Consider the following 26322-nt stretch of genomic DNA (forward strand, 5'->3'; position numbering starts at 1 on the left):
AGGATGCGAAGGACCGCAGAACGCTTAGCGCGTTGCAGGACACATCCGAGCCGGAAGGCGGGGACGCACGGCTATATCCATGTAGGCCTCCTGGGGCTCGCATTGAAGACCCTGTCCTTTTAGCGCTCCGCCACGGCAATGAAAAGACCAAACTGCAGCCTCCATTCACACGCGACTGCACTCACCGGCCGCTGTTGCCCCCCGGTCACGGTGGGCGGCAAAGGGCTTTGACGGCGCAAATCCGGTGGCGTATGACCGTGTTCATGTCCAGTCTCCGCATCGCTCTCTATCAGCCTGATATTCCCGGCAATACCGGGACGATCCTGCGGCTTGCCGCCTGCCTCGGGCTCGGTGTCGACATCATCGAGCCGGCAGGGTTCGACATCTCGGACCGCAACCTGAAGCGGGCCGGCATGGACTATCTGGCAAGCGTGGCCCTCACCCGGCATGTCGACTGGCAGGCTTTCGAGACCTGGCGGACCGCAAGCCGTCGCCGCCTCGTCCTGGCGTCCACGAAAGCCGCGATGCCCTATGTCGAGCACGCGTTTCTGCCCGACGACGTGTTGTTGTTCGGCCGCGAAAGCGCCGGCGTCCCGGACCACGTCCATGACGCGGCGGATGCCCGGATCCTGATCCCCATGGTGGAGGGCCAGCGCTCGATCAATGTCGCCATGTCCGCCGCCATGATCGCCGGCGAGGCCTTGCGCCAGACCAGTTGGTCCGCGTGAGAGCCGTCGGAGCAACACTTAGTCGGCCGTCGGCAACCGGCGCATCGTGAACTCGATCTGCCCGCCTTCGAGCTGCCGCCAGCTTTCGACCTCAGTCCAGTAGGCAGCTTTGGGGAACGCGTCGAACCATTCGCGCGCCTTATGACGCGCCTCTTCACGGGGCATCCGGAATGTCTCGCGGACGAACATGCCGGAGGTCCGGCTCGACTTTTCCTGCCGATGCCGGTCAATTCTACGCTTCAAGCCGTCGAGCGGCGGCGGGGTGAACCTGGCCATGCACTACCTCTCTGAGCTGAAGATAATGCGGGAGTTCCCGCTTTGCGAGTCGGAATTCTCGCAGATTTGCGTGAAGCGCTTCACTCGGAATGGCTCGCGAAAGCCATTGCTGTTAAAGGCTTGGCGAAAGAGGAATCAGCGATCGAGGTGCGCGACGATGGAACGGCCAGTTTTGCCCAGGGACCTGCCGGACGACCTCGAGGACAAGAAGGTCATCGCCCGTGGCTGGTTTGAAAGCCTGCGTGATACCATCTGCGCCTCCTTCGAGGCGCTGGAGGACGAGCTGGCCGGCCCGCTCTCCGACCAGCCGCCGGGCCGCTTCGTCGCCAAAGACTGGCTGCGGGAAGAGGGCCAGGGCGGCGGCGGCCGCATGTCGATGATGGAAGGGCGCGTTTTCGAGAAGGTCGGCGTCCATACCTCGACGGTGCATGGCGAATTTTCTGCCGATTTCCGCAGCCAGATGCCCGGCGCCGACGAGGATCCTCGCTTCTGGGCCTCCGGCATCTCGCTGATCGCTCACCCGGTCAATCCCAATGTTCCGGCCGTCCACATGAACACCCGCATGGTCGTCACCACCAGCCAGTGGTTCGGCGGCGGCGCCGACCTCACCCCGGTGCTGGACCGTCGACGCACCCAGGAGGATCCCGATAGCGCCCTCTTCCACCGCGCCATGGAGATCGCCTGCAGGCGCCACGAGACGGTGGCCGATTACGAGCGCTACAAGGACTGGTGCGACGAATACTTCTTCCTGAAGCACCGCAACGAACACCGGGGCATTGGCGGCATCTTCTTCGACTGGCTGCATTCGGAACCGGAGAAGGGCGGCTGGGACGCGGATTTCGCCTTCGTCCAGGACGTCGGGCGCGCCTTCAGCATGGTGTATCCCCGCATCGTGCGCACCAACTTCAACGAACCTTGGACCGAAGCGGATCGTGACGAGCAATTGATTCGGCGGGGCCGTTACGTGGAGTTCAACCTCCTCTACGACCGCGGCACCATCTTCGGATTGAAGACCGGAGGGAACGTGGAATCCATCCTCTCCTCGATGCCGCCGGTCGTGCGCTGGCCCTGATCTCCATATTCACACAATATTTCACAGTGCTAACATTTGACATATTAAAGCAGCGCCTTTGATGCTAGCCTTCCCCTGTTAGCACCGGAGGAGGAACGCGATGATAGCGTCAGACAGCATGCCAGTGCCGCGCAAGCCAATGCCCGATGGAGGATCGGAGCGGGCTCGCATGATGAATTCACCGGAACTGATCGAGAGGCTTGCCAGAGAGCTTCGTCTGCGCAGCGACCCTGATCTGCCCCATCAGTTTTACCTGGAACAGGTCAAGCTCCAGTTGGCAGGACGGATCGCCGTATCGGGGGTCACCGCCCGCGATCACACCCCCGGCTCGCGCAAGACACAACTACAGTCTGCGTCCGTTTTCCGCGCCTGGGCCATGCCCGAATAAAGACGGGAACGCGCGAAGTCCTCTCTTGTTGAACACCCAAGGACGGCGCGCGGACCTTGCGTCGCCCTTGGCAAACAAAGGAGGATTCGATGAGACTATTCGAATGCGGAACCCTGGTGCCCGGTTGCCCGTGGCACACACGCGCCAACGAGGATGCGGAAGTGGTGCGTCGCGCCGTCGAGCATCTTCGCACCACCCATGGTGAAGAGGTCATCCGCGAAAACATGGTCGAGAACATCAAGGCCCGGATCCGCGACGGCGCCGCCGCGGCCTAGTCGCCGCGTCCCGGCTCTTCCCGGACCATCTCCTCGAGCCGGGCGGACAGCGCCGCCCGGTCCAGTGAGAAGTTGCGCTCGACCCAGAGGGTCTCCAGCGTCGAAAGAACCTCCCCGACCCGCTTTCCGGCCGGAACGCCGGCAGCCAGGACGTCTGCGCCCGCAAGCGGAAAGACCGGCTTTCTGTAGCGCTCGCAACGATCCAGAAGCACAGAAAGCCTTGCAGCCCTGCGCATTGCGATTGGATCGTCTTCGGCGGCACTGCGGGCGGTGGCAAGCGCCAGCCTTAGTCGCATCGCGATGCCCTCCACGCCGTGCCGGTAGAGCAGCCTATCAAAGCCGACATCGGTGACCTCGTCAGGCAGCACAGGTGTAGTGGCAAACCTCTGCAGCCGGGCCGCATCGGCATTGGACAGCCTCAGGCGCTTTGCCATCGCCTCCAGGCGCGCTGCGTCGGGCGGCAAGATGCTGGCCAGTCGCAGCAGCGGATCCGGCGCCCAACCAAGCGCGCCCTCCGCCGCAACGATCCCATGGATGGCATCGATGCCCCACTTCTCGGTTTCCGGAAGGATCTCCGTCAGCACTCCGGTCTGCCGCATCCACAGGAGCGCCCGCGAAGGATCGGGCGCGGCAAGCAGCTTCTTCATCTCCGCCCAGATCCGCTCGGCCGACAGCGTCTTCAGCCTGTCTTTCGTTTTGGCCGAAGCGCGCAACCCGTCGGCATCCGGTCGCCCGCTGCCATAATAGGCAAAGAAGCGGAAGAACCGCAGCACGCGCAGATAGTCCTCCGCGATCCGGGTCGCCGCATCGCCGATGAAGCGGATCGTGCGGCTCTCAATGTCGCCAAGCCCGCCGACGAGGTCGATCACCTCGCCGTCCGCATCCGCGTAGAGCGCGTTGATCGTCAGGTCGCGCCGCTCCGCATCGGCCATCCAGTCGGTCCCGAAGGCCACCTGCGCATGCCGACCGTCGGTCTCTATGTCCCGGCGCAGCGTCGTCACCTCGTAGCCCCGCCCCTCGAGCACCAGCGTCACCGTTCCATGCGCAACGCCCGTCGGGACGGCCTTGATGCCCGCGGCCTTTGCCCTTTCCATCACCTGCTCCGGCACCAGCGTGGTGGCGATGTCGATGTCGCCGACCGGCAGTCCCATCAGCGTGTTGCGCACTGCTCCGCCCACGACACGCCCCTCGCCGCCCTCGCTGTTGAGAAGTACAAGGAGGCGGGTCAGGGCGGGATCCTGAAACCAGGTCTCATGGGCGACTGAAGTCATGCATAAAGCCTTTCGTAGAGGGTCCGGACGATGCTGGCGGTAATGCCCCATATGGTCCGGTCCTCGAAGGAAAACTGGTAGAAATGCCGCTCGCTGCCGTCCCAGATCCGGCTGCCGCGCTCATGGTTCTTAGGGTCCATCAGAAACGACAGCGGCACCTCGAAGACATCGTCCACCTCATGCGGGTTGAGCTTCAGGTCGAAGCCGCGCTGCACCACCGACAGGATGGGCGTGATCCGGAAGCCCGTTGCGGCAAGATACTGCGGCAGGCGCCCGACCGGTTCGACGAACCGCGGCGCCAGGCCGATTTCCTCTTCCGCCTCGCGCAGCGCCGCCTCTTCCGGCGAAACATCCTCCGGATCGATCGCGCCGCCGGGAAAGGCGATCTGCCCGGAATGCTTGCGCATCGTCGCCGTCCGCTTGGTAAAGATCACCTTGGCCTCGTCGCCATCGTCGACGACAGGCACCAGCACGGCGGCATCGCGCAGGTGCAGCCCCTCGACGATCGGCATCAGGCTCGGATTGAGCAGATGATCGCCATGCTCGCGCCACGACTGGTCGATCGGACCGCCGCTCTGGTTGAGCGCCCGCGTGCGAAACACATCTGCGGAGAACAGGCCGGCGTCATTCATGCGGACAACCGGTCCAGTTCGGCTGCCGGCATCACCGGGAACACCTCGCCACCTGAGCGGATCGCGAACATGGCGACGCCATCCATGTCGATCGTCTCGCCGAGTTCGACCAGATCGTACATGACGGCCCGCGAGACAAGCGCCTCGAGCCGTCCCCGCACCAGCAGGTAGGGTTTCAATTCACTGTGACCGTCAGCCATTTCGAAGCGCAGCGGATGCTCGGCGCCAGCCTCCACCACGTCGCCAACGTTGGTGCGGAAAATCAGTACCCTTCGCCCGTCCTTGTCCGACACGCTCATCTCGACGGCGAGGAACGGCGCGTCCTGGACCCGGATCCCGACCTTTTCCACAGGCGTGACGAGATAGGTCCTGCCGTCCTCGTCCTTGCGCAGAACCGTCGAAAACAGGCGCACCAGCGGCTGCCTGCCGATCGGCGTGCCCATGTAAAACCAGGTGCCGTCGGCACGGATTTCCATGTCCAGATCGCCACAAAATGGCGGATTCCACCGCTCGACCGGGGGAAGACCGGGTTTGCCGCCCGCTTTCTGGTCGGCTGCCCGTGCAATCAGTGCGGCAAGGCCTGCGGCATCAGTCGCTGTCTGAATGGTGTCGTCTGCCATCTTTCAGTCCCGGTTCCGCTTTAAGTCATTCTGTCACGAGATAGTCATTCCCGACGTTCTTGTCAGCCGCTCCGGCGGGAATAAGTTTATGTGGATGAGGCGAATGCCGCACTGCAGCGATTCGCAGCCCGGCATGAGGCCGTGGTCCACGCCCGATGGAGAGCGCAAATGGGTATGATGAATTCCACCGAAGCCGTTCTCGACGAGAAGGCCGTCGTTGCGGCCGCCGAACGGGCGCTGGCGGATGTCGCAGCTGTCCGAACCGAAGTCGGCAAGGTCATCTTCGGTCAGGAAAAGGTGGTGGAAAACACCATGCTGGCGCTCCTGTCCGGCGGCCATGCGCTGCTCGTCGGCGTTCCGGGCCTCGCCAAGACCAAACTGGTGTCGACGCTCGGCACCGTCCTCGGCCTTCACGCCAGCCGCATCCAGTTCACGCCCGACCTGATGCCCTCCGACATTCTCGGCTCGGAGGTGATGGATCAGGACGAGAATGGCCGCCGTTCCTTCCGCTTCGTCAAGGGACCGGTCTTTGCCCAGCTGCTGATGGCCGACGAGATCAACCGCGCCTCGCCCCGCACCCAGTCGGCGCTGCTGCAGTCCATGCAGGAGTACCACATCACCGTGGCGGGTCAGCGCTACGACTTGCCCGCCCCTTTCCATGTGCTGGCGACCCAGAACCCGCTGGAGCAGGAAGGCACCTACCCGCTCCCCGAGGCCCAGCTCGACCGCTTCCTGCTGCAGGTCGACGTCCTCTACCCCGAACTTGATGCCGAGCGGCAGATCCTGCTCGAAACCACCGGCCGCTCCGAAAGCAAGTCGCGCGAGGTGATTCCGGCCAGCCGACTCCAGGAAATCCAGTCGCTGATCCGCCAGATGCCGGTGAGCGACAAGGTCGTCGATGCGATCCTCGGCCTCGTCCGCTCCGCGCGTCCGGGCCACGGCAATGCCACCACCGACAAGAACGTCGCCTGGGGTCCCGGTCCCCGCGCCGGCCAGTCGCTGATGCTGACCGCCCGTGCCCGCGCGCTCTACGAAGGCCGTCTGGCGCCCTCGCTCGATGACGTCTACGCGCTCGCCGAGCCGGTGCTGCAGCACCGTATGGCGCTAACCTTTGCTGCCCGTGCCGAAGGCATGTCGGTCCGCGATGTGGTCGCCGGCCTCGTCAAACAGGCGCGCGGCTGAGACGGCCACGGCCATAGAAAGGACCCCGCGTGGCACCCATCGGCCAGATCGTTGAGCAGACAAAAGGCGGCGAAGTTCTTTCCCGGGCAAGGGCAAGGGCCGCCCTTGTTCCCGACTGCATGGTCGAGGCGAAACGCATCGCCAACACCGTGATCGCCGGTTGGCACGGCCGCCGCAAGCGCGGCATCGGCGAGAACTTCTGGCAGTTCAGGCCCTATGCCGAGGGCGAAAGCCTGGCGGCAATCGACTGGCGCCGCTCCGCCCGCGACGACCACACCTATGTGCGCGACCGGGAATGGGAAGCCGCCCATACGGTCTGGCTCTGGGCCGACCTGTCGCCATCGATGATGTACAAGTCGTCTTTCGGCACCGTCTCCAAGGAAAGCCGGGCACTCGTGCTGATGCTGGCGCTGGCCGAGATCCTGGCCCGCTCCGGCGAACGCATCGGCTGTCCGGGCATCATGGAACCGGTGTCCGCCCGCAACGCCGCCGAGCGGCTGGCGACAGCCGTCATGCACGCTCCGCAAACCGCCGGCCTGCCGGAGACGGCTATGATCCGCGGCCATAGCGACATCGTCCTGATCGGCGATTTCCTCGACGACCCCGATCGGATCATGGATCGCATCGCTCCGCTCGCCCGCCGCGGCCTGCGCGGCCATGTCGTCGAGATTGCCGATCCGGCGGAAGAAACCTTCCCCTATTCCGGACGCACCGAGTTCACCGATCCGGAAACCGGCGAGAAGCTTGTCTCCGGCCGCGCCGAAACCATCCGCGAAGACTATCGGCGGGCCTATCTCCTGCGCCGCCAGACGCTCGGAGAATCGCTGCGCCGCCTCGGCTGGAGCTTTGCCTTCCACCGCACCGATCATCTGGCTTCCGAAGCCCTCGTCACGGTCCATGGCTATCTGTCCGGACTGCCGGCCGCGGGCATCAATGGTGGAACCCGGACATGAGCGCCCTCGCCTTCGCAAATCCGGCCATCCTGATCGGCCTTCTCGCACTTCCGGCAATCTGGTGGCTGCTCCGGCTGACGCCGCCGCGCCCCAAGAGCGAAATCTTCCCGCCGCTGCGGATCCTGGCCAGCGTCCTGAAACGCGAGGAAACGCCGGCCAACAGCCCCTGGTGGCTGACGCTGCTGCGCATGGCGCTTGCCGCGGCCATCATCCTCGCCATCGCCAATCCGGTGATGAACCCGCGGGCAAACTCACTGGACGCCAGCGGCCCCCTCGTGCTCCTCGTCGACAACAGCTGGGCAACCTCGCCCGATTGGGATCGCCGCGTGCAGACGGCCGAAGCGCTGATCGGCGACGCGGAGGATGCCGACGTGCCGGTCTCGGTGACCTTCACCGCCGACACCACCCATGACGCCGTGCCCGGCAGCGCCGCCGCCGCGCGCGAAAAGCTGGCCGCCTCCGCTCCAAAACCGCTGGTGCCGGATCGCGAGCGCGCCGCAGCCGCCGTCACAGAAGCGATCAACGGCACGCGTCCCGGCACAGTCGTTGTGCTCTCGGACGGCATTGCCGACGCCGCCGACGAAACGGCACTCGACGCCCTCGCATCGCTGTCACCTGCGGAGCTTCGCGTCATCGAAGGTGATGGCGCCCGCACGATGGCCCTGACCGAGGCCACCAACAACGCCGATGCGATGTCCGTGACCGCCACGCGCCTGGTGACCGGCATGCCGCAGAGCATGAGCGTCAATGCGCTCGACCCGCAGGGCCGTGCTCTCGCCTCCGGCACGCTGAATTTTGCCGCCGGCGCTGCAACCGCGACGGCGGAGATCTCCGCTCCCTTCGAACTTCGCAACGATTTTGCGCGTCTGGCCGCCGCCGACCTCTCCACTGCCGGCTCAGTCCGCCTGCTCGACGACGGCTTCCGGCGCAGGCGCGTCGCGCTGATTGCCGGCGACAGCGGCAGCGACTTCCAGCCCCTGCTGCAGCCGCTCTACTACATCAGCCGCGCGCTGCAGCCCTACGCCGACCTGATCGAGCCCACCACCGCCGATCTCTCTGTCTCCATCCCGCAGATCCTTCAGGGCAATCCCTCGGCGATCGTCATGGCCGACGTTGGCCGCCTTCCGGCCGACGTCTACGAGCCGCTGCAGCAATGGATCTCCCGTGGCGGCACGCTGATCCGCTTTGCCGGCCCGCGCCTCGCCGCCGCCCCCGCTGACGATCCGCTGGTGCCGGTGATCCTGCGCCAGGGCGAACGGGCGCTGGGCGGCGCCATGTCCTGGTCGGAGCCGCAGGCGCTGGCCGATTTCCCGGCGACCGGCCCCTTCGCCGGATTGCCGCGGGCCGAGGACATCACCGTCAACCGCCAGGTGCTGGCCGAGCCGACCCCTGATCTCGCCGACCGCACCTGGGCAAGCCTTGCCGACGGAACGCCATTGGTGACCACCCGGGAACAGGAGGCAGGACGCATTGTTCTCTTCCACACCAGCGCCGAAGCCACGTGGTCGAACATGCCGCTGTCTGGAACCTTCGTCGAGATGTTGCGCCGGCTCGTGCAGATGGCGCGGGTCGGTGGTGCGTCCAGCGCATCAGCGGGAACTGCTGCCGCCCTGCCGCCCTTCCGTCTGCTCAACGCCGACGGCACCCTGACGACAGACACCGGCATCGCCCGGCCGATCACCATCGCGGCAGGCGCAACACCCGTCGCCAGCTTCGATCATCCGCCGGGCCTCTACGGCACGGAGGACGGCTTCAGCGCCGTCAACCTGCTGGCGCCGGGCACCGAGCTTCAGCCATTCAACGCCAGCCTCGACGGCGTAAACGTCGTTCGCGAAGGCCTGATCGGCGGAGAGGCGCAGTCGCTGCGGCCGCTTCTGTTTGCGCTGGCCTTCCTCTTCATCGTTCTCGACAGCCTCGTGGTGCTCTTCATGAACGGCGCCTTCTCCCGCCTTCCACGGCCCAGCCGCTCCGCGGCGGCAGGCCTTGCGGCTCTCGCCGCCCTGCTCCTCGTCTTTCAGCCGGGGCAGAGCCTGGCGCAGGATGCGCAGCCCGGCGACGACGTGCTCATGGAGCATCTCGACACCACCCATCTCGCCTATGTCGTCACCGGCGAAGCGGAGGTCGACCAGCTCTCCGAGCAGGGCCTGCAGGGCCTGACCCAGTTCCTAACCTACCGGACGACGCTGGAACCCGGCGCCCCCGTCGGCGTCGACATCGCCACCGACGAACTCGCCTTCTACCCGATCATCTACTGGCCGATCTCCGCCAATGCGCCCATGCCGTCACCGGCGGCGATCTCCCGCATCGATGCCTATATGCGCAATGGCGGCACGGTGCTCTTCGATACGCGCGATCAGGTTTCCGGCTTCGACGGTTCCGGTGCGGCGAGCCCGAACGGCGAGCGGCTCCAGGCCATCCTCGGCAACATCGACATCCCGCCGCTGGAGCCGACGCCGGAGGACCATGTCCTGGCGCGCTCCTTCTATCTCCTCAATGATTTTCCAGGCCGCTATGCGGGGAGCCCGCTTTGGGTGGAGTCACGGCAGGAGGCGGCCCAGACCGGCAGCGCGCTCTCCTCCTCCGGCGACGGCGTCACGCCGCTCCTGATCACCGCCAATGATTTCGCCGGCGCCTGGGCCATCGACGCCCAAGGCACGCCGGTCCTGCCGACCGTCCCCTCGGACGCGATGCAGCGCGAATACGCTTACCGCGCCGGCGTCAACATCATGATGTACATGCTCACCGGCAACTACAAGGCCGACCAGGTGCATATCCCGGCGCTCCTCGAGCGGCTCGGCCAATAGGGAACCTAACGGCATGACCATCGACTTCGCCCCCTTCTTCTCCTGGCCAATCCTGGCGGGTCTTGCCGTGTTCGCAGCCATCCTCGCCGCTCTCGGCCTCTGGCGCGGTATCCGCGGCGCAACGCTGCGCACCCTGGCGCTCGCTGCCCTGCTTCTGGCGCTTGCCAACCCGATCCTGAACCAGGAGGACCGGGAGCAGCTGTCCACCGTCGTGCCGATTGTCGTCGATCGCTCGCAGAGCCAGGAGACCGCCGGCCGCGACGGCCAGACCGATCAGGCGCTGGCCGAGCTGCAGGAGCGCTTCTCGCGCTTTCCCCGTATCGAGACGCGAGTCGTCGAAGTCGAGGACAATGCCGACACCGACACGCCCTCGACGAAACTGTTTGGCGCCCTCTCCTCGGCCATCTCCGATGTGCCGCCCGCCCGCGTCGGCGGTGCTGTCTTCCTGACCGACGGCCAGATCCACGATCTTCCCGGCGTCAACCAGGACCTCGGCTTCAACGCGCCGCTTCACGGCCTCATCACCGGCCAGCCGGACGAATTCGACCGGCGCGTGCAGATCGTCAAGGCGCCGCGCTTCGGCATCGTCGGCGAAGAGCAGCAGCTGACCCTGCGCGTTTTCGACGACGGCCGCAGCGCCGGCGGAACGGCGGAAGTGACGGTGCGCATGAACGGCGAGGACCTGCAGACGCTGCAGGCGGCGCCAGGTGCCGACACGCCCTTCTCCTTCACCGTGCCGCGCGGCGGCAACAACGTCATGGAGTTTTCCGTCGCCGAGGTTCCCGGCGAGGTGACGGCGGTGAACAACCGCGCCGTCCACGTCATCGACGGCATTCGCCAGAACCTGCGCGTCCTTCTCGTCTCGGGCGAGCCGCATGCCGGCGAGCGGGCCTGGCGCAACCTCCTGAAATCGGATGCCTCCGTCGACCTCGTCCACTTCACCATTCTGCGCCCTCCGGAGAAGCAGGATGGTACGCCGATCAATGAGTTATCGCTGATTGCTTTCCCGACGCGTGAACTCTTCGTCGAGAAGATCGAGGACTTCGACCTGATCATCTTCGACCGCTACACCCATCGCAACGTGCTGCCGATCCTCTACTACGACTACATCGCGCAGTACGTGGAGAACGGCGGCGCCCTGCTGATCGCGGCCGGCCCCGAGCATGCCGGCGAAAACTCCATCGCCACGACACCGCTCGCCCAGGTGCTGCCCGCGAGCCCCACCGGCGACGTCCACACTGCCGGCTTCTTCCCGCGCCTCTCGGATGAGGGCCAGAAGCATCCGGTCACCCGCGGCCTCGACGGCACCGGGCAGGAGCCGCCAGCCTGGGGACGCTGGTTCCGCTCGATCGACGTGGCACAGCCCGAGGGCCAGACGGTGATGCTCGGCGACGACAACCGCCCCCTCCTCGTCCTCAACCGCGAGGGAGAGGGCCGCGTCGCCATGCTGCTGTCCGACCATGGCTGGCTCTGGGCCCGCGGCTTCGAAGGCGGCGGCCCGCACGTCTCGCTCTACAGACGCATCGCCCACTGGCTGATGAAGGAGCCGGAACTCGAGGAAGAGGCGCTGACCGCCCGTGCCGTCGGCCGCACGCTGGAAGCCACCCGTCAGACCATCGGCGACGACCCCGGCCCCGCGACGATCACCTATCCCTCCGGCCGCACCGAGACCGTCCCCTTCACCCAGACCGGACCGGGCCTCTATCGGCTGGAGCGGCGCACCGAGGAAACTGGCCTCTTTGAAGTCACCAACGGCGATTTCTCCACCCTCGTCCACGTCGGCACGGTGGATGCGCCGGAATTCCAGGCGATGATCTCGACGCCGGAGACGCTGGCGCCATACGCGGAAAAGACCAGGGGCCTCGTCGCCCGGGTGGCCGATGGTGACGGCATCACACTTCCGGCGATCCTGCCGGTCCGGGGAGAAGTGCGCGTCAACGATCCCGACAGGATGGTCATCCGCCTGACGGACGAGACGGTCCTGCGTGGCGTCAACACCGTTCCGCTGTTTGCAGGCTTCGCCGGTCTCTCCGCCCTGCTCTTCGCGGTCGCCGCCATGTGGTGGCGCGAAGGCCGCTGAGGAGATAAACCTGCTGTCTTTCGCTGCAAAAGCGGTCTGATGCAGGTTAAAAAGGAAGGCTGAGGTGAATGATGGAAACGTCTGAACTCCGGGTGATAGATCATGTCACGCCGGCAGATGACAAGGCAATCTCTGAAGCGCTACAGGCCTACAGCACCGAGAATTTTGGTGCGGGCGGTCGCAAGGAGCTGGCAATCATTCTTCACGACGCAACGGGAAACCCGGAAGGCGGACTGATCGGCCGCACGGCGCGAGGCTGGCTTTACGTCCAGATGCTCTTCGTCCCGGAGTATCGACGTGGCCAGGGGCTCGCCAGCCGCATGCTGGATATGGCGGAGCAGGAGGCAAGGGCCCGCGGCTGCATCGGCAGTTATCTCGACACCGTCAGTCCGCAGGCGCTCGGCCTCTACCGCAGGCAGGGCTACGAGACCATCGGACAGCTGGACGACCTCACGGGAGGTCATTCCATCACCTGGCTGAAGAAGCGCTTCTGACGCTTACGCCAGCGAGGCAGCCCGCGTCTCCGTATCGATCAGGAACGCGGCGATGCCCGCCAGCAGCAGCAGCGCTGCGAAGACGGCCACCGCCAGTCCGAAGCTCTGCGCCACGACCAGGCCCACCAGCGAAGGGGCGAGCAACCCGCCGAAGCGGGCCATGGCACCCGCCGCTCCCATGCCCGTCGCCCGCGAGGCGGTCGGGTAGAGTTCCGGCGTGATGGCATAGAGCGCGCCCCAGGTACCAAGCAGCGCAAAGCTCATGATCAGCAGCGAGGCGCCGACGACCATGGCGCTGCCGGCCACGACGAACAGCAGGCAGCCGGCCGAGGACAGGAGGCAGAAGCCGATCAGCGTCGGGCGGCGTCCCCATTTCTCCACCCCGTAGGCGGCGAGCGCATAACCCGGCAGTTGCGCCAGTGCGATCAGCACGAGGAAGCCGTAGCCGCGCACGAAGCCGAACCCCTCCCCCGCCAACCGCGGCGGTATCCAGGCAAAGACTCCATAGTAGGAAACCGACACCAGAAACCAGATTGCCAGGATCATCAGGCTGCGCCGACGCAAGGGTCCGGAGAAGATCCGTACCTCACCGACGGCAGGCGGCGTTTCCAGTTGCTGCCCGATCGGCAACGGCGGCTTGCCGTTGACGACGAGGATCTCGTCGATGATGGATTTGGCCTCGTCGCTGCGACCGGCACGCAGCAGGTAGAGCGGCGATTCCGGAACCAGGAAGCGCAGGCCGATGCCGATCACCGCCGGCAGCGCCGTAACAGCGAAGATGTAGCGCCAGGCATCCTCGACGCCGGCCAGGCTGGCCGCCCAGGCGGCAAGCGCCACCACCAGCGTACCGACGGCCCAGAAACCTTCCAGCAGGACGAGCCAGCGTCCGCGGTTCTTGGCCGGCAGGAATTCGGCCATCATCGCGTAGTCCACCGGCAAGGTGCCGCCGACCGCGACGCCCGTCAGGAAGCGCAGGAGCAGGAGGATCATGAAGTCGGGAGCGAACACGGAAAGAATGCCGAAGACGGCATCGCAGGACACGGTGACGATGAGCACGTTGCGACGTCCGATCCGGTCGGCAAGACGCCCGAAGCCGAGCGCGCCAAGCAGCATCCCGAGAAAGAACAGGGTTCCTGTCTGCAGCGCCTGCGGCACCGTGAGATCGAAGGTGACGGCGATTGAGGCGGCCGTGAAGCCGACGGCCAGCACCTGCATCGCATCGGCGGCCCAGACCAGTCCGAAGATCCCGATCAGGCGCCTCTGGTACGATCCGGTCCCGGCACGGTCCATCGCTTCATCGATCGTGATTGCCGCCATTCGAACGTCCCCAAGCTCGAGAAAGGGATGCCGGCGAGTGCCGGACCCTGTCGTTTTGATTAGAGGACTTGTCCTATTCGCGCCAGCAGATTGTTCCTTTGAGACGGGGATGCACATCCTCGGCCAGCGGAACGATGAGAACCCGGCCGGGATCGACCGGCCCCGGGAACTGCAAGGCGTCGTAAGCAACCTTCTCGAAGCCGAGCGGCATGTAGTACGGCGGGTCTCCGACCAGGATCACACCCTCCGAGCCCTTGCGCCGCGCCGCCTCGATGGCGATCCGCACCAGTTCTCGACCGATTCCCATTTTCTTGTGGGAGGGACGCACCGCCAGCGGGCCGAGAAGATGACCCTTCACCTCCCCCGCCGCAACCGGCGTCATCCGCACCGAAGCAATTGTTTCCCCGTCATCGGCGCAGACGAAGGAAAGCCCGCGATCATGGGGCCCCTGCTCGCGGATGCGGGCAGCGGCGCGCGTGTGGCGGCCGGGACCGAAGGCCTCAGAATTGATCAGTTCAATGACGGCATCATAGGATGCGTCCTCGGTGAGATAGACGAGGTCGTGCTTGGGAAGAAGTTGCGCAGTCATGGGTGAGCCGAAACCGTGAAAGAGACAGACAGGACAAGGGATCTCGAGATGCTTCGTCAGCATCTTGCCAGGATCAGCGTCGTCGCAGTGTCCGTGCTTCGGTCATCGGGCTTCCTCAAAAGGTGACAAGCGCAATATCAGGAAAGAAATCCGCCGCCAACAGGAAAAACACAGCGTTCGTTTTTTGACGTCTCGCAATTCCCCGGTGCTGCCGTAAGTAAGTCGGCAAGAGTTGAAGGAGAAACACATGGGCATGCTGGTCGACGGAAAATGGCAGGACGTCTGGTACGACACGAAATCCACCAAGGGCCAGTTCAAGCGCTCCGAGTCGCAGTTCCGCAACTGGGTGACCGCCGACGGTTCCGCCGGCCCGAGCGGTCGTGACGGTTTCAAGGCTGAGGCCGGGCGCTACCACCTCTACGTCTCCTATGCCTGTCCCTGGGCTCACAGGACCCTGATCTTCCGCAAGCTCAAGGGCCTGGAAGACCTGATCTCCGTGTCCGTGGTCGATCCGCTGATGCTGGAAAACGGCTGGGAATTCTCCGGCAAGGATGGTGCGACGAAGGACGACCTCTTCGGATCGGATTATCTCTACCAGGTCTACCTGAAGGCGGATCCACAGTATTCAGGCCGCGTCACCGTTCCCGTCCTGTGGGACAAGCAGCAGCAGACGATCGTCTCCAACGAGAGTGCCGACATCATCCGCATGCTCAACAGCGCCTTCGACGGATTGACCGGCTCCTCGGACGATTACTACCCGCAGGTCCTGCGCAGCGAGATCGACGAAATCAATGCGATCGTCTACGACACCGTCAACAACGGCGTCTACAAGGCAGGCTTTGCGACCACCCAGGACGCCTATGAAGAAAACGTCACGGCGCTGTTCGAGACGCTCGACATGCTGGACAAGCGCCTGGCCTCACAGCGCTATCTGGTCGGCGATCGGCAGACGGAAGCCGACTGGCGGTTGTTCACCACGCTGGTGCGCTTCGATCCCGTCTATGTCGGCCACTTCAAGTGCAACATCAGCCGCATCATGGATTACCCGAACCTCAGCGCCTATCTGCGCGATCTCTACCAGGTGCCTGGCATCGCCGAGACGGTCCATTTCGACCACATCAAGCAGCACTACTACCGCAGCCACAAGACCATCAATCCGACAGGCGTCGTACCGGTTGGGCCGGAGATGGATCTTCAGTCCCCCCATGGCCGGGAGAACCTGGGGGCCTGATCACCAGAGGTCGGCAGGCGGCACGCCGGAAAGCTCCCGGACACGCGCAAGCGTCGCCGTCGTGGTGTTGTCAGGCAGTGCGTCGAGCGGGAAGAAGCCCGACTCGGCGATCTCCCGGTCCGGCAACCGCGGCGCCGTCTGCTCCACCTGGACCCTGTAGAGAAGCACGTGGTCGCGCTTGCTGATGCGGCTGTTGAAGTAGACGTGGAAAAGCGACGGCGGGGACGTCATCACCAGGTTGCCCTCCTCTCGGATCTCCTTCTCCAGCGCTTCCAGCACGGTCTCGTTGCGCTCCACGCCGCCACCCGGCATGTACCAGCCGGGAACATAGGTGTGGCGGACGAGGAAGATCCGGCCTTCCGCATCGAAGCAGGCGGCCCGCACCCCGAGTGTCATGCCGCGCGTCAGGATGAAGACACGATGGAAAAGCCACACGGCCACGCGACTGCGCAGCCCGCTGACTTCGGGGATACCGGTGGCCACTATTCACATCTCCGCGACGAAGAAATTAGATAACCATTCATGGCTTCGTGCGTTAAGTCTGCGCCATGTTTAAATTCGCTCATATCTCAGACATTCATCTCGGCCCGCTTCCAAGGCTCACGCTTCGCGAGTTGATGTCGAAGCGCATCACCGGCTTTGTGAACTGGCACCGCAACCGGAGCAAGCATCTTTTCGTCAACACGCTGGACCTGCTGCTCAGCGATCTGAAGACGCGCGAACCGGACCACCTGATGATCACCGGGGATCTTGTCAACCTTGCGACCAGCATCGAGACGCGGCTTGCCGGCGAATGGTTGCAGACGGTGGGCGAGCCGGACGCGACCACCGTCGTGCCGGGCAATCACGATGCCTATGTCCCAGGTGCCCACGAACGCTCGGTCAAGGAATGGTTCCCCTACATCATCGGCGACGAGGGGACCCGCAACTGGGAGGACGAGACGAAGGTCTTCCCGACGATCCGACGCCGCGGGCCGCTGGCCATCATCGGCTGCTCGACATCGGTTGCCACTCCTCCCTTCTCGGCTTCGGGCTATTTCAGCCCGCGCCAGGCCCGCGAAACCGTGAACCTGTTGAAGAAGGCCGGCGAAGAGGGTCTCTTCCGGGTGGTGCTGATCCACCATCCGCCGATTCGGGGTGCAGCCTCCTCCCACAAGCGCATGATCGGCATTCGACGATTCGCAGCCGCGATTTCCACAGGCGGAGCGGAACTGGTCCTGCACGGCCACACCCACCTCAACACGGTCTACTGGCTGAAGAGCCATCACGGCCAGATTCCGGTCGTCGGCATTGCCTCGGCATCGCAGGGTCCCGGCGGCCATAAGCCCCGCGCCGCCTACAATCTCTTCACCCTCTCCGGCGAGCCGGGCGCCTGGAATCTCAGCTGCGAACGCCATTCGTTAACCGAGTCTGGCGACGGTATCGCTTTGGAGAACAGCCATGTCTTCTACGGCGAAGCGCCGTCTTCCGTGTCCATACCGGAAGCTGCACGGTTGATTTAGGCAGCCAACTTGCGCATCTGCCTTATTCGATTCATATCTTGGAGTTAGGGCAACCTATCAGCATCAGTAAGGCCTCCTCGATTTGACAGCTGCATCAACCGCACCGGTCGACATACGGCGCGAATTCGTCGCTCTTCTGCCACGTCTGCGCAGCTTCGCGCTGACGCTCAGCACGAGCGTGGAAGACGCGGATGAACTGGTGCGGACAGCGTGTTCGAGGGCGATCATCCAGGGCCAGTATCCGACCGATGACAATCCATCGGCGCCGTGGCTTTTCCAGCTGATCCGCCGCGTCTCCTCCGACATGGCCAAAAAACGAAAATCAAAAGCGCGCGAGCCTGCAGGGACACCTGCAGACAAGGCCGGCACAGAGCAGCAGCACGCGGTACTGGCGATGCCCCCGGGTCAGGCGAGCGCCTTCCTCCTGGTCGAGATCGAGGGGTTTACCTACGCACAGGCGGCCGACATCTTGGGGATCCCGACCGAACGCCTGGCGTCTCACCTCTGCGCCGCCCGTCTGAGCTTTGCCGCAGGCGACGCCACGATCGTGAAACGGAGGGCGTGATGCCATCGAACCGGGAGCCGATAGACCTGAAGGTGAGCATGCTTCTCGATCGAGAGCTCGACAGCCGCGAGCAGCAGGACGTCGAGGCGGCATTGCGAGACAATCCGGACGTGTCTTCGCTTCATGACACGCTGCGACGTGGCAGCAGCCGGGGCCGCGATGTCTTTGACGACCTCCTCAAGGAGCCGGTGCCGCTCGATCTGGTGCGCGTCATCAAGACGGCCCCGCCGCCGCGCCGGGCGGTCCGCCTGCCCTCAGACCATCGCTCCGGCTTCTCCTTCAAGCCGAGGGCCATGCAGGCTGCTCTTGCTGGTGTCGTGATCTTCGCGCTCGGCGGAGGCTTCGGCTATACGCTCGGCCAGCAACCAACCAGTGCGGCGCAGTCCGCGGCGGCGGAAGCCGGCGGCGATTGGCTCGACGATATCGTCGCCCACTACCGCATCTTCTCGCGGCAGCCGGATCGCCTCGCCGAAATGCCGGCTTCCGATCCCGCTGCCGTCGTCGAATGGCTGCTCACCAACACCGGCGTCAATTTCCGTATCCCCGACCTCAGCGACAATGACCTCACGTTCCAGGGCGCCCGGCTCTTTGCAGCCGGCGGAATGCCGATCGGCGAGTTGCTCTACACCTCCGGCGAAGGTGACGTCATTGCCATCCTGTTTCGGAAGAACCAGCCGAACGACGACGGTTTCTCCGAACTGATCCGCGACAACATCGCGCTGATGTCGTGGAAGGGTGCAACGGCGACCTATGTAGCTGTCGGCCCCTCCTCCGCCGCGTCTCTGGACGAGATCGCGGCGAAGGCTGCCGGCCTGATCTGACGATCAGGCCTTCCTGTCGGCGATGATGCGGTTCGCCGCAGACACGATCGCTTCCAGCGAGGCCGCGACGATGTTCGTGTTGATCCCGACACCGAACAGCTTGCCGCCCGAATACTCCACCTCGACATACGCGATCGCAGACGCATTCGAGCCGTGCTGCAGCGAGTGCTCGGAATAGTCGGCAACCGACAGGGCAACACCCAGGTAGCTCGACAGCGCATCGATAAAGCCATCGATCGGCCCCGTACCCTTGCCCTCGATCCGCTTCGTCTCGCCGCGGTCGGTGATCTCCGCCGCCACGACACGGACGCCCTTGTGGTCGGTTCCGGCCGGATAGGTGTGGTGGTCGACGAACTTCAGCCGCGCGTCCGGCTGCTCGACGTAATGGGTCAGGAAGTGCTGGTGGATCCGCTTTGACGGAAGCTCCACGCCCTCTTCGTCGGTAATCCGCTGGATCTCCTCGCGGAACTCCACCTGCAGGTTGCGGGGCAGGTTGATGCCGTAGTCCGCCTGCAGGATGTAGGCGATGCCACCCTTGCCCGACTGCGAGTTGATGCGGATGATCGCCTCGTAGGTGCGCCCCACGTCCTGCGGGTCGATCGGCAGATAGGGAACCTCCCAGACCGGATGGTTCGCCACCTTGATCGCCTTCATGCCCTTGTTGATGGCATCCTGGTGCGAGCCGGAGAAGGCCGTGTAGACCAGCTCGCCGACGTAGGGGTGGCGCTCCGGAATGACCATCTCGTTGGAATATTCGTAGACGGATTTGATCCGCTCGATGTCGCTGCAGTCGAGCTTCGGATCGACGCCTTGGGTGTACATGTTGAGCGCCAGCGTCACCACGTCGACATTGCCAGTACGCTCGCCGTTGCCGAACAGCGTTCCCTCGACCCGGTCGGCGCCGGCCATCAGCCCGAGTTCGGTCGCGGCAATCCCCGTGCCCCGGTCGTTGTGCGGATGCAGCGAGATGATCACGTTCTCACGGTTGTCGATGTTGCGGCACATCCACTCGATCTGGTCGGCATAGATGTTGGGCGTCGCCATCTCGACGGTCGACGGCAGGTTGAGGATGAGCTTGTTGTCGGCCGTCGGCTTCACTTCCGCGATCACCGCATTGCAGATCTCCAGCGCCACCTCCAGCTCGGTGCCGGTGAAGCTTTCCGGCGAATACTCGAAGCGGTAGCCGCCGCCAGCCTTCTGCGCCATGTCCATGATCATCTTCGCCGCGTCGACGGCGATCTGTCGGACGCCCGCGACATCCTTGCCGAACACCACGCGGCGCTGCAGCTCGGAGGTCGAATTGTAGAAGTGAATGATCGGGTTGCGCGCACCCTGCAGCGATTCGAACGTCCGGGTGATCAGCTCCGGCCGGCACTGCACCAGCACCTGCAGCGAGACGTCTTCCGGCACGCCGCCCTTTTCGACGCACCAGCGGGCGAAGTCGAAATCGGTCTGGGAGGCCGAGGGGAAACCGATCTCGATCTCCTTGAAACCCATGTCGAGCAGCAGCTTGAACATCCGGGCCTTGCGGTCGTGGCCCATCGGATTGACCAGCGACTGGTTGCCGTCGCGCAGGTCGACGGAGCACCAGATCGGCGCCTTGTCGATGGTCTTGCCGGGCCAGGTCCGGTCGGAAATATCGATCTGCGGATAGGGCCGGTACTTTGTCGCCGCATCCGGCATGCCGTTCTTCGGGGAGGAGGTCTTCGCGTCCATGGTAATGTCTCGTCTCGCTACACGCGCCGCAGCACAGGGTGCCGTCGCAGGCGCAGACCCGGAGGTCTTCAGAATTCAGGTGTGAATGGTGATGAGAGGAGCTCTTACGCCGGCAGGCTTCTCGGCCGCCGGGCGCTCCTCAACGGACCCGGCAACCGCGCGTAAGGTCGAGGCTAAGAAGCGAGTTTGGCACCGACGCGACAAAGCCGGCCACAGCGCGGGCCGTCATCTCAGTCACAGCAATGGTCGAGCCGTCGATCTTCATGTCACAACTGGTAGCGCGCAGGAATGAATCGCGCAAGAGTGTTATTTTGGCCAGGGAGCGCCCTTCAGTTTCTCGCCAATCCATCCAGCGACAAGGGCTTCCCGGGTCACACCCAATCGAGCAGCTTCCTCGTCCAACTGCCGCACCTGCAAAGCTGAAAGATGCAGGCTGGTCTCGATCTGCTCGTTAGGACGCCAAGCGTTCTCCCAGTCCAGATACTCGCTGATATCCTCACCATCATCGAACTTCTTATCGAATTCGGCTGCGGTTATAGTCTTCATAGCGTTCTTTCTCCATGGCCCGTGCCCGCCTGACGGAAATCAGTCGGACCGTTTCACTGCGCAGAACGTAAACGGCGACCCATAAACGGCCGTCCATTTCTGCAATAAGTGCGTATCGAGGCTCACCTACGTACTTGGCCCCAATGATCAGCCTCAACTTGTCCCGCCAAAGGGCCTGGGCCTCGACGAAATCGATCCCATGCTTGTCCTTGTTACTGGCGCTCTTCGCGGGATCGAACTCGAACTCCATTCCCAAATATAGTCCGGAAAACGGACCTTTGCGAGCAGGTTATCGGCGGCTCTTGATGACGGCCTGCAGCCCCATCATCAGCCCGCCGGCGACCAGCCCCCAGAAGGCGCCGGAGATGCCCGCGAACGAGACGCCCGACGCGGTGATCAGGAACGTCACCGCGGCCGCCTCGCGCGTTTCCGGCTCCCGGAACGCCGCCACCGCCGAACCGGAGAAGGCACCGATCAGTGCCAGCCCCGCCACCGCCTGGATCAGCACCGGCGGCGCCAGCGAAACGAACGCGGTGACCGCGCCGGCGGCAAGGCCGAGCACGATGTAGCCGACACCTCCGATGATCGCCGCCCAGTAGCGTCGGGCGGGATCGGGATGAGCATCCTCGCCCGCGCACATCGCCGCCGTGATGGCCGCCAGATTGACGGCATGCCCGCCGAAGGGTGCCGACAGCAGCGAGAAGACGCCGGTCACCGCAAACAGCGGCCCCGGCTGCGGATCATAGTGATGGACCTTCAGCACCGCGATGCCGGGAATGTTCTGCGACGCCATGGTGACGATGAAGAGCGGCAGCGCGATCGAGACCAGCGCCGGCAGCGTGAAGACCGGCAAGACCAGCGCCAGCGGTGGCGCCAGTCCGGCCGTCCAGCTTGCCATCGCACCGTCCGGCAGGTCGACGCCGAAGATCATCACCGCAACGAAGGCGACGAGCGCCGCCGGCACCGCATAGAGCCGCTTCACCGTGGCCACCACCGCCCAGGCGATCAGGATCGGCAGCCCGAGCCGTGCATCGAAGGCGATTGCCTTGAACGGCGCAAAACAGAGCCCGAGGATCACGCCCGAAAGCATCGCATTGGCCAGCGGCGCCGGAATTGCGGCGACAGCCCGGCCGAGCGGACGGAAGAGCCCTGCAAAGACGATCAGCATGCCGCAGACGACAAACGCGCCGACGGCAGCCGGAAACCCGCCCTCCACCGTTCCGGCCGAGACCAGCAGGGCCGCCCCCGGCGTCGACCAGGCAATCGACACGGGCAACCGCGTCCAGGCGCTGAGCACGATGGCGCAGACGCCCATCGACACCGAAAGCGCCATGAGCCCCGATGCCGCCTCGTAATCGGTGGCGCCGACGCCTTTCAGCCCCTGCAGCACGACTGCAAACGAACTGGCAAAGCCGACGAAGGCGGTCAGGCAGCCCATGAACAGGCTCTGGACGGAAAGATCTTTCAGCATCGAAGACTCAAAGCGGGCGCGGGGTGAGACGAATGCCACCACCGAAGCCTGAATAGCTGGACGTTGGCAAGCCGTCCCGCCCGCCAAAACGTTCGGCCCGGCGGGCAGCGCCAACCGTAGCGTGGTTCAGCGCCCCGCCCGGGTCATCCTGTAGAAGGCGCCGCTCTGGTCCGTCAGCAGCGCGTCGTGCGACCCATGCTCGACGATCCGGCCGCCGTCGACCACGAGGATGCGGTCCGCCTTGGTGATCGTCGACAGCCGGTGCGCGATCACCAGCGTCGTGCGGCCCTCGGCAAGCTCCGCGAGCGACGCCTGGATCGCCTGCTCGGTCTCCGTGTCGAGCGCCGAGGTCGCTTCGTCGAGGATCAGGATCGGCGGGTTCTTGAGGAAGATCCGGGCAATCGCCAGCCGCTGCTTCTGGCCGCCGGACAGCTTGACGCCCCGCTCGCCGATGATCGTGTCATAGCCGTCCGGCAGGAGAGCGATCATGTCGTCGAGACGCGCCCGCCTTGCTGCATGCTGCACCTCCTCGTCGCTGGCATCCAGCCGGCCGTAGAGAATATTGTCGCGGATCGTGCCGGCGAACAGGAACACGTCCTGCTGTACGATGCCGATGCTGGCGCGCAGCGATTTCAGCGTCACGTCGCGCACATCCTCGCCGTCGATGGTAATCGTGCCCTCGGTGACGTCGTAGAACCGCGGCAGCAACGAACAGATGGTGGTCTTGCCGGCACCCGAGGGACCGACGAAGGCGATCGTCTCGCCTGCCCTCACCTCGAAGTCGATCCCCTCCAGCACCTTGCGGCCACTGGCATAGCCGAAGCCGACGCCGCTGTAGCGGATGTCGCCGCGGGGCCGCGGCAGATCCGTCGCACCGGGCCGGTCGGCGATGTCGGGGCGCGTGGCGAGAAACTGCGAATAGCGCTGGAAGCCGGCGATCCCCTTCGGATAGGTCTCGATCACCGCATTGATCTTCTCGATCGGCCGGAAGAAGACGTTGACCAGAAGCAGGAAGCCGACAAAGCCACCGGCAGACAGTTCGCCGGTGGTCACGAACCAGGCGCCCGCCAGCATCACCACCACCTGCACGAAGCGCATCGACAGGTAGCTCAGCGAGCTTGCCGCCGCCATGACCTTGTAGGCCTGCAGCTTCGTCGTCCGGTAATTGTTGTTGTCCTCCGCAAACAGCCGTCGCTCATGGTCCTCGTTGGCAAACGCCTGGACGACGCGGATGCCCCCGACGTTGGACTCGATCCGGGTGTTGAAGTCGGCGACGCGCCCGTAGAGCGCATGCCAGGTGCCCGTCATCCGCTGGCCGTAGAAGGTGGTGACGAAGGCCGTCAGCGGCACGATGATCGCCGTGATCGTGGCGAGCGGCGGATGCACCCACATCATCAGCGCAAAGGCGCCGATCAGGGTGACGATCGCAATGAACAGGTCTTCCGGCCCGTGGTGGGCCACCTCGCCGATTTCTTCCAGGTCCTTGGTCAGCCGCGCCACCAGATTGCCGGTCTTCTGGTTGTCGAAGAAGCCGAACGACAGCTTCTGGAGATGGTCGAAGGCTTTGCGCCGCATCTCCGTCTCGATGTTGATGCCCAGCATATGGCCCCAGTAGGTGACCACCACCTGCAGACCGGCGTTGAAGAGATAGATGACGAGAAGACAGAGCGCCGCAACCGCGATCAGGTCGAGCCGCTGCGTCGGCAGCAGCCGGTCGATGAACACCGCAACCGCCATGGGAAACGCGAGCTCCAGCAGGCCCGAGGCCACCGCGCAGGAAAAATCCAGCATGAAGAGCCGGCGATGCGGCCGGTAGTAGGCGAAGAATCGGCGGAGGATGTCTCTCATGGCTCTTGCTTTCATGGCGTCACGGCATGTCGGCGCGGTCAGGCCGACGTCCTGCGGCTTCATCAGCCACAGAAGATCAAGACCGCCGATCAGCCCCCGGGGATCTGATACGGGTAAATCAACAGCCGCGAAAGCCGGTCGGCAACAATCAGGATGGCTGCCCCACGATCAGCGAGGCCGCAAGCTGCTCTCCCGGCCGATGGAACCTGGCTATGCGAGCCAGGTACGGCGAGACGAGCCAGGCTGAGGCGCCCGACCATGAGGGGTTGTCACAAGTGACGAACGCCATGGAGAGCGTCCGCGCGCGATGGCACCGGCACCGTCAATCGGCCGCCTCGCGGCAGAACGACAAAAGCCCCGGAGGCAGGCGCCGGCGGGGCTTTCTTGAAACAGCGGTGTGGCTGAAACTCAGCCGATCTCGGACTGGTTGACGATCACGCGGGACGCGAGGCCATAGGCCACGCCGTCTTCCGCAGACAGCCAGTAGTCACGGTCGATGTCCTTGGCGATCTTCTCTTCCGTTTGGCCGGTGGCCTTTGCGAAGATCTTGATCAGGCGCTCGTTCATCTTGATGATCTCGCGGGCCTGGATCTCGATGTCGGACGCCATGCCACGCGTGCCGCCGGACGGTTGGTGCAGCAGGAAGCGCGTGTTCGGCAGGCAGATGCGCCGTTCCTTCGGAACCGAGACGTAGATCAGGGCGCCGGCGGAGGCGACCCAGCCGGTGCCGATCATCCAGACCTTCGGCTTGATGAACTTGATCATGTCATGGATGGAATCGCCCGATTCCACGTGACCGCCGGGCGAGTTGACGTAGATGCGGATGTCGTCGTCGCTGGCCGCCGAGAGCGCCACCAACTGCGTGCAGACCTTCTGCGCCAGTTCCTGGTTGATCGGGCCGTAGATGAAGATCGAACGCGACTTGAAGAGGTTCGCTTCCGTTTCCTTGCCGAGCGGCAATTCCTTGACCTTGTCGTCGTCTTCGTTTTCGTCGTGCATCAGCATCTCCAGCATGGAATGTGTCTCCACGGACATAATGCGTTCGCCAGCGTAAAACAATGCGCGAAAGCGAGTTAGCTCCGTCTCGCCGTGGTGTGGTGAAGAACTTCTTCCCGGCGCAGCCGCCTCGCACCGTCCTCATGTCGCCTGCCCTTCTAAGTCGTTCGACGTAGTGGAAACGCTGCCGCCACCGGCTTTGGACATGGACAGGAAAACGCGGGCTGCTTATCGTCGCCGGATACGGACGCACCGACGCTCCGGCGCCGCGAGACATTAGAGGGGATCCCATGTTCAGACGACTTTCGCTTGCCGCCATCATCTCCGCGGCCACTGCCGCACCGGCGCTTGCCCACCTTGATCCGCAAGCCCATGGCTCCTTCATGGCGGGCGTCTCGCATCCGCTCTTCGGCGCGGACCACATCCTCGCCATGGTGGCCGTCGGCCTCTGGGCAAGCCAGATCGCCTCAGGCTCTGGCCGCCGGTCGGCGCTCTGGGCCGTGCCGGCAGCCTTCGTCGGCACCATGGCGCTCGGCTATGCGGCCGCCGTCACCGGAGTTGGCCTGCCCTTCGTCGAACCGGCCATCCTCGCCTCCGTCGTGGCGCTCGGCCTTCTGGTGGCCATGGCGGCCCGGCTGCCGGTCGCCGCTTCGGCCGCCGTCGTCGGCGTCTTCGCCCTCTTCCACGGCCACGCCCATGGCGGCGAGCTGGGCAGCGCCGGCGCACTGCAGTTCGGCATCGGCTTCGTTCTGGCAACCGCGCTCCTGCACGCGGCCGGCATCGTTCTCGGCCTCGGCATCGGACGCTTCGCCCCGGTTGCCACCCGGATCATCGGCGCGCTGACCGCGCTCGCCGGGCTGTCCCTCGCCTTCGGCTGAACGACGTCATCCGAGAGAACAGGAAAGAAGGGCGCCTCGCGGGCGCCCTTTTCTCTTCGTGCAGCCT

27 protein-coding genes are annotated in these 26322 nt (G+C 64.7%); 14 read left to right on the forward strand and 13 right to left on the reverse strand.

Annotated features, from left to right (window positions below):
• Positions 1-263 precede the first annotated feature (263 nt).
• Positions 264-728, forward strand: a complete 465-nt coding sequence (locus tag M1E10_RS19690) for a tRNA (cytidine(34)-2'-O)-methyltransferase (RefSeq protein ID WP_499174486.1) — start codon at positions 264-266, stop codon at positions 726-728.
• A gap of 18 nt (positions 729-746) precedes the next feature.
• Here the strand turns inward: M1E10_RS19690 and M1E10_RS19695 are convergent, their stop codons facing one another.
• Positions 747-1004 carry a hypothetical protein gene (locus tag M1E10_RS19695; RefSeq protein WP_499174487.1) on the reverse strand — a complete coding sequence of 86 codons (258 nt, stop codon included), beginning with the start codon at positions 1002-1004 and terminating at the stop codon, positions 747-749.
• A 157-nt stretch (positions 1005-1161) separates the two neighbouring features.
• On the opposite strand from M1E10_RS19695, the gene hemF reads away from it, so the two are divergent.
• From hemF to M1E10_RS19710, 3 genes are all read left to right on the forward strand, one after another.
• Positions 1162-2076 (forward strand): oxygen-dependent coproporphyrinogen-III oxidase, encoded by a 915-nt coding sequence (gene hemF, locus M1E10_RS19700; RefSeq protein WP_499174488.1) that lies wholly within the window; start codon positions 1162-1164, stop codon positions 2074-2076.
• A gap of 169 nt (positions 2077-2245) precedes the next feature.
• Positions 2246-2464 carry a hypothetical protein gene (locus M1E10_RS19705; protein ID WP_499174489.1) on the forward strand — a complete coding sequence of 73 codons (219 nt, stop codon included), beginning with the start codon at positions 2246-2248 and terminating at the stop codon, positions 2462-2464.
• A gap of 89 nt (positions 2465-2553) precedes the next feature.
• Positions 2554-2739: a DUF1059 domain-containing protein gene (locus M1E10_RS19710; protein ID WP_499174490.1), complete on the forward strand. Its 186-nt coding sequence runs from the start codon at positions 2554-2556 to the stop codon at positions 2737-2739.
• On the opposite strand, the gene M1E10_RS19715 is transcribed toward M1E10_RS19710, so the two are convergent.
• Genes M1E10_RS19715 through M1E10_RS19725 form a run of 3 tightly spaced genes read right to left on the reverse strand, consistent with a single transcriptional unit; the run spans position 2736 to position 5262 of the window.
• A complete protein-coding gene (locus M1E10_RS19715; protein ID WP_499174491.1) occupies positions 2736-4010 on the reverse strand; it encodes a CCA tRNA nucleotidyltransferase in 1275 nt (424 codons plus the stop codon). The genes M1E10_RS19710 and M1E10_RS19715 overlap by 4 nt on opposite strands.
• Complete coding sequence (locus M1E10_RS19720; protein ID WP_499174492.1) at positions 4007-4642, reverse strand: NUDIX hydrolase; 636 nt, start codon at positions 4640-4642, stop codon at positions 4007-4009. Before M1E10_RS19720 ends, M1E10_RS19715 begins: the two co-directional genes overlap by 4 nt.
• Entirely contained in the window at positions 4639-5262 is a 624-nt protein-coding gene (locus M1E10_RS19725) for a DUF1285 domain-containing protein (RefSeq protein ID WP_499174493.1), read from the reverse strand. The genes M1E10_RS19720 and M1E10_RS19725 overlap by 4 nt, the downstream gene beginning before the upstream one ends.
• 168 nt (positions 5263-5430) lie before the next feature.
• Here M1E10_RS19725 and M1E10_RS19730 point away from each other — a divergent pair, with 168 nt between their 5' ends.
• From M1E10_RS19730 to M1E10_RS19750, 5 genes are all read left to right on the forward strand, one after another.
• Positions 5431-6444: an AAA family ATPase gene (locus tag M1E10_RS19730; protein WP_499174494.1), complete on the forward strand. Its 1014-nt coding sequence runs from the start codon at positions 5431-5433 to the stop codon at positions 6442-6444.
• Positions 6445-6473: 29 nt separating this feature from the next.
• Positions 6474-7397 carry a DUF58 domain-containing protein gene (locus M1E10_RS19735; protein WP_499174495.1) on the forward strand — a complete coding sequence of 308 codons (924 nt, stop codon included), beginning with the start codon at positions 6474-6476 and terminating at the stop codon, positions 7395-7397.
• Positions 7394-10201 (forward strand): DUF4159 domain-containing protein, encoded by a 2808-nt coding sequence (locus tag M1E10_RS19740; protein WP_499174497.1) that lies wholly within the window; start codon positions 7394-7396, stop codon positions 10199-10201. The genes M1E10_RS19735 and M1E10_RS19740 overlap by 4 nt, the downstream gene beginning before the upstream one ends.
• A 13-nt stretch (positions 10202-10214) precedes the next feature.
• Complete coding sequence (locus M1E10_RS19745) at positions 10215-12281, forward strand: hypothetical protein (protein ID WP_499174498.1); 2067 nt, start codon at positions 10215-10217, stop codon at positions 12279-12281.
• Positions 12282-12349: 68 nt separating this feature from the next.
• Positions 12350-12775, forward strand: a complete 426-nt coding sequence (locus tag M1E10_RS19750) for a GNAT family N-acetyltransferase (protein ID WP_499174499.1) — start codon at positions 12350-12352, stop codon at positions 12773-12775.
• A 3-nt stretch (positions 12776-12778) separates the two neighbouring features.
• Here the strand turns inward: M1E10_RS19750 and M1E10_RS19755 are convergent, their stop codons facing one another.
• Together M1E10_RS19755 and M1E10_RS19760 are read right to left on the reverse strand one after the other, a co-directional pair.
• The gene (locus M1E10_RS19755; RefSeq protein WP_499174500.1) at positions 12779-14092 is read right to left on the reverse strand and encodes an MFS transporter; all 1314 of its coding nucleotides are present in this window, start codon (positions 14090-14092) and stop codon (positions 12779-12781) included.
• A gap of 73 nt (positions 14093-14165) precedes the next feature.
• Complete coding sequence (locus tag M1E10_RS19760; RefSeq protein ID WP_499174501.1) at positions 14166-14681, reverse strand: GNAT family N-acetyltransferase; 516 nt, start codon at positions 14679-14681, stop codon at positions 14166-14168.
• 247 nt (positions 14682-14928) lie between these two features.
• On the opposite strand from M1E10_RS19760, the gene M1E10_RS19765 reads away from it, so the two are divergent.
• Positions 14929-15912 carry a glutathione S-transferase family protein gene (locus tag M1E10_RS19765; protein WP_499174502.1) on the forward strand — a complete coding sequence of 328 codons (984 nt, stop codon included), beginning with the start codon at positions 14929-14931 and terminating at the stop codon, positions 15910-15912.
• On the opposite strand, the gene M1E10_RS19770 is transcribed toward M1E10_RS19765, so the two are convergent.
• Positions 15913-16308 carry an NUDIX domain-containing protein gene (locus M1E10_RS19770; protein ID WP_499177237.1) on the reverse strand — a complete coding sequence of 132 codons (396 nt, stop codon included), beginning with the start codon at positions 16306-16308 and terminating at the stop codon, positions 15913-15915.
• A gap of 152 nt (positions 16309-16460) precedes the next feature.
• Here M1E10_RS19770 and M1E10_RS19775 point away from each other — a divergent pair, with 152 nt between their 5' ends.
• The 3 genes from M1E10_RS19775 to M1E10_RS19785 all read left to right on the forward strand — a co-directional run bounded on the left by M1E10_RS19775 (position 16461) and on the right by M1E10_RS19785 (position 18800).
• The gene (locus tag M1E10_RS19775; protein ID WP_499174503.1) at positions 16461-17414 is read left to right on the forward strand and encodes a metallophosphoesterase family protein; all 954 of its coding nucleotides are present in this window, start codon (positions 16461-16463) and stop codon (positions 17412-17414) included.
• A gap of 82 nt (positions 17415-17496) precedes the next feature.
• Positions 17497-17979, forward strand: coding sequence for an RNA polymerase sigma factor (locus tag M1E10_RS19780; RefSeq protein WP_499174504.1), 483 nt, complete (start codon positions 17497-17499; stop codon positions 17977-17979).
• Positions 17979-18800 (forward strand): anti-sigma factor family protein, encoded by an 822-nt coding sequence (locus M1E10_RS19785; protein ID WP_499174505.1) that lies wholly within the window; start codon positions 17979-17981, stop codon positions 18798-18800. Before M1E10_RS19780 ends, M1E10_RS19785 begins: the two co-directional genes overlap by 1 nt.
• A gap of 3 nt (positions 18801-18803) precedes the next feature.
• Here M1E10_RS19785 and leuA read toward each other — a convergent pair whose 3' ends face one another.
• The 6 genes from leuA to M1E10_RS19815 form a co-directional block, all read right to left on the reverse strand.
• Positions 18804-20516 (reverse strand): 2-isopropylmalate synthase, encoded by a 1713-nt coding sequence (gene leuA / locus M1E10_RS19790; RefSeq protein WP_499174507.1) that lies wholly within the window; start codon positions 20514-20516, stop codon positions 18804-18806.
• Positions 20517-20822: 306 nt separating this feature from the next.
• A complete protein-coding gene (brnA, locus tag M1E10_RS19795; RefSeq protein ID WP_499174508.1) occupies positions 20823-21062 on the reverse strand; it encodes a type II toxin-antitoxin system BrnA family antitoxin in 240 nt (79 codons plus the stop codon).
• Positions 21031-21312 (reverse strand): BrnT family toxin, encoded by a 282-nt coding sequence (locus tag M1E10_RS19800; RefSeq protein WP_499174509.1) that lies wholly within the window; start codon positions 21310-21312, stop codon positions 21031-21033. Before M1E10_RS19800 ends, brnA begins: the two co-directional genes overlap by 32 nt.
• Before the next feature lie 39 nt (positions 21313-21351).
• Complete coding sequence (locus M1E10_RS19805; RefSeq protein WP_499174511.1) at positions 21352-22533, reverse strand: benzoate/H(+) symporter BenE family transporter; 1182 nt, start codon at positions 22531-22533, stop codon at positions 21352-21354.
• A gap of 126 nt (positions 22534-22659) precedes the next feature.
• Entirely contained in the window at positions 22660-24381 is a 1722-nt protein-coding gene (locus M1E10_RS19810; RefSeq protein WP_499174512.1) for an ABC transporter ATP-binding protein, read from the reverse strand.
• Positions 24382-24789: 408 nt separating this feature from the next.
• Positions 24790-25380: an ATP-dependent Clp protease proteolytic subunit gene (locus M1E10_RS19815; RefSeq protein ID WP_499177238.1), complete on the reverse strand. Its 591-nt coding sequence runs from the start codon at positions 25378-25380 to the stop codon at positions 24790-24792.
• A 287-nt stretch (positions 25381-25667) separates the two neighbouring features.
• On the opposite strand from M1E10_RS19815, the gene M1E10_RS19820 reads away from it, so the two are divergent.
• Positions 25668-26255 (forward strand): HupE/UreJ family protein, encoded by a 588-nt coding sequence (locus M1E10_RS19820; protein ID WP_499174513.1) that lies wholly within the window; start codon positions 25668-25670, stop codon positions 26253-26255.
• The last annotated feature ends 67 nt before the right edge of the window (positions 26256-26322 follow it).

This window comes from Rhizobium sp. PK7-22 (assembly GCF_056530405.1).

Coding starts and splice junctions, on each gene's coding strand:
- leuA (WP_499174507.1), bottom strand. CDS start 20,516: ATGGACGCGAAGACCTCCTCCCCGAAGAACGGCATGCCGGATGCGGCG.
- hemF (WP_499174488.1), top strand. CDS start 1,162: ATGGAACGGCCAGTTTTGCCCAGGGACCTGCCGGACGACCTCGAGGAC.
- brnA (WP_499174508.1), bottom strand. CDS start 21,062: ATGAAGACTATAACCGCAGCCGAATTCGATAAGAAGTTCGATGATGGT.
- M1E10_RS19725 (WP_499174493.1), bottom strand. CDS start 5,262: ATGGCAGACGACACCATTCAGACAGCGACTGATGCCGCAGGCCTTGCC.
- M1E10_RS19785 (WP_499174505.1), top strand. CDS start 17,979: ATGCCATCGAACCGGGAGCCGATAGACCTGAAGGTGAGCATGCTTCTC.
- M1E10_RS19815 (WP_499177238.1), bottom strand. CDS start 25,380: ATGCACGACGAAAACGAAGACGACGACAAGGTCAAGGAATTGCCGCTC.
- M1E10_RS19770 (WP_499177237.1), bottom strand. CDS start 16,308: ATGACACTCGGGGTGCGGGCCGCCTGCTTCGATGCGGAAGGCCGGATC.
- M1E10_RS19690 (WP_499174486.1), top strand. CDS start 264: ATGTCCAGTCTCCGCATCGCTCTCTATCAGCCTGATATTCCCGGCAAT.
- M1E10_RS19715 (WP_499174491.1), bottom strand. CDS start 4,010: ATGACTTCAGTCGCCCATGAGACCTGGTTTCAGGATCCCGCCCTGACC.
- M1E10_RS19705 (WP_499174489.1), top strand. CDS start 2,246: ATGATGAATTCACCGGAACTGATCGAGAGGCTTGCCAGAGAGCTTCGT.
- M1E10_RS19820 (WP_499174513.1), top strand. CDS start 25,668: ATGTTCAGACGACTTTCGCTTGCCGCCATCATCTCCGCGGCCACTGCC.
- M1E10_RS19760 (WP_499174501.1), bottom strand. CDS start 14,681: ATGACTGCGCAACTTCTTCCCAAGCACGACCTCGTCTATCTCACCGAG.
- M1E10_RS19750 (WP_499174499.1), top strand. CDS start 12,350: ATGATGGAAACGTCTGAACTCCGGGTGATAGATCATGTCACGCCGGCA.
- M1E10_RS19805 (WP_499174511.1), bottom strand. CDS start 22,533: ATGCTGAAAGATCTTTCCGTCCAGAGCCTGTTCATGGGCTGCCTGACC.
- M1E10_RS19745 (WP_499174498.1), top strand. CDS start 10,215: ATGACCATCGACTTCGCCCCCTTCTTCTCCTGGCCAATCCTGGCGGGT.
- M1E10_RS19730 (WP_499174494.1), top strand. CDS start 5,431: ATGGGTATGATGAATTCCACCGAAGCCGTTCTCGACGAGAAGGCCGTC.
- M1E10_RS19710 (WP_499174490.1), top strand. CDS start 2,554: ATGAGACTATTCGAATGCGGAACCCTGGTGCCCGGTTGCCCGTGGCAC.
- M1E10_RS19775 (WP_499174503.1), top strand. CDS start 16,461: ATGTTTAAATTCGCTCATATCTCAGACATTCATCTCGGCCCGCTTCCA.
- M1E10_RS19755 (WP_499174500.1), bottom strand. CDS start 14,092: ATGGCGGCAATCACGATCGATGAAGCGATGGACCGTGCCGGGACCGGA.
- M1E10_RS19740 (WP_499174497.1), top strand. CDS start 7,394: ATGAGCGCCCTCGCCTTCGCAAATCCGGCCATCCTGATCGGCCTTCTC.
- M1E10_RS19765 (WP_499174502.1), top strand. CDS start 14,929: ATGGGCATGCTGGTCGACGGAAAATGGCAGGACGTCTGGTACGACACG.
- M1E10_RS19800 (WP_499174509.1), bottom strand. CDS start 21,312: ATGGAGTTCGAGTTCGATCCCGCGAAGAGCGCCAGTAACAAGGACAAG.
- M1E10_RS19720 (WP_499174492.1), bottom strand. CDS start 4,642: ATGAATGACGCCGGCCTGTTCTCCGCAGATGTGTTTCGCACGCGGGCG.
- M1E10_RS19695 (WP_499174487.1), bottom strand. CDS start 1,004: ATGGCCAGGTTCACCCCGCCGCCGCTCGACGGCTTGAAGCGTAGAATT.
- M1E10_RS19810 (WP_499174512.1), bottom strand. CDS start 24,381: ATGAGAGACATCCTCCGCCGATTCTTCGCCTACTACCGGCCGCATCGC.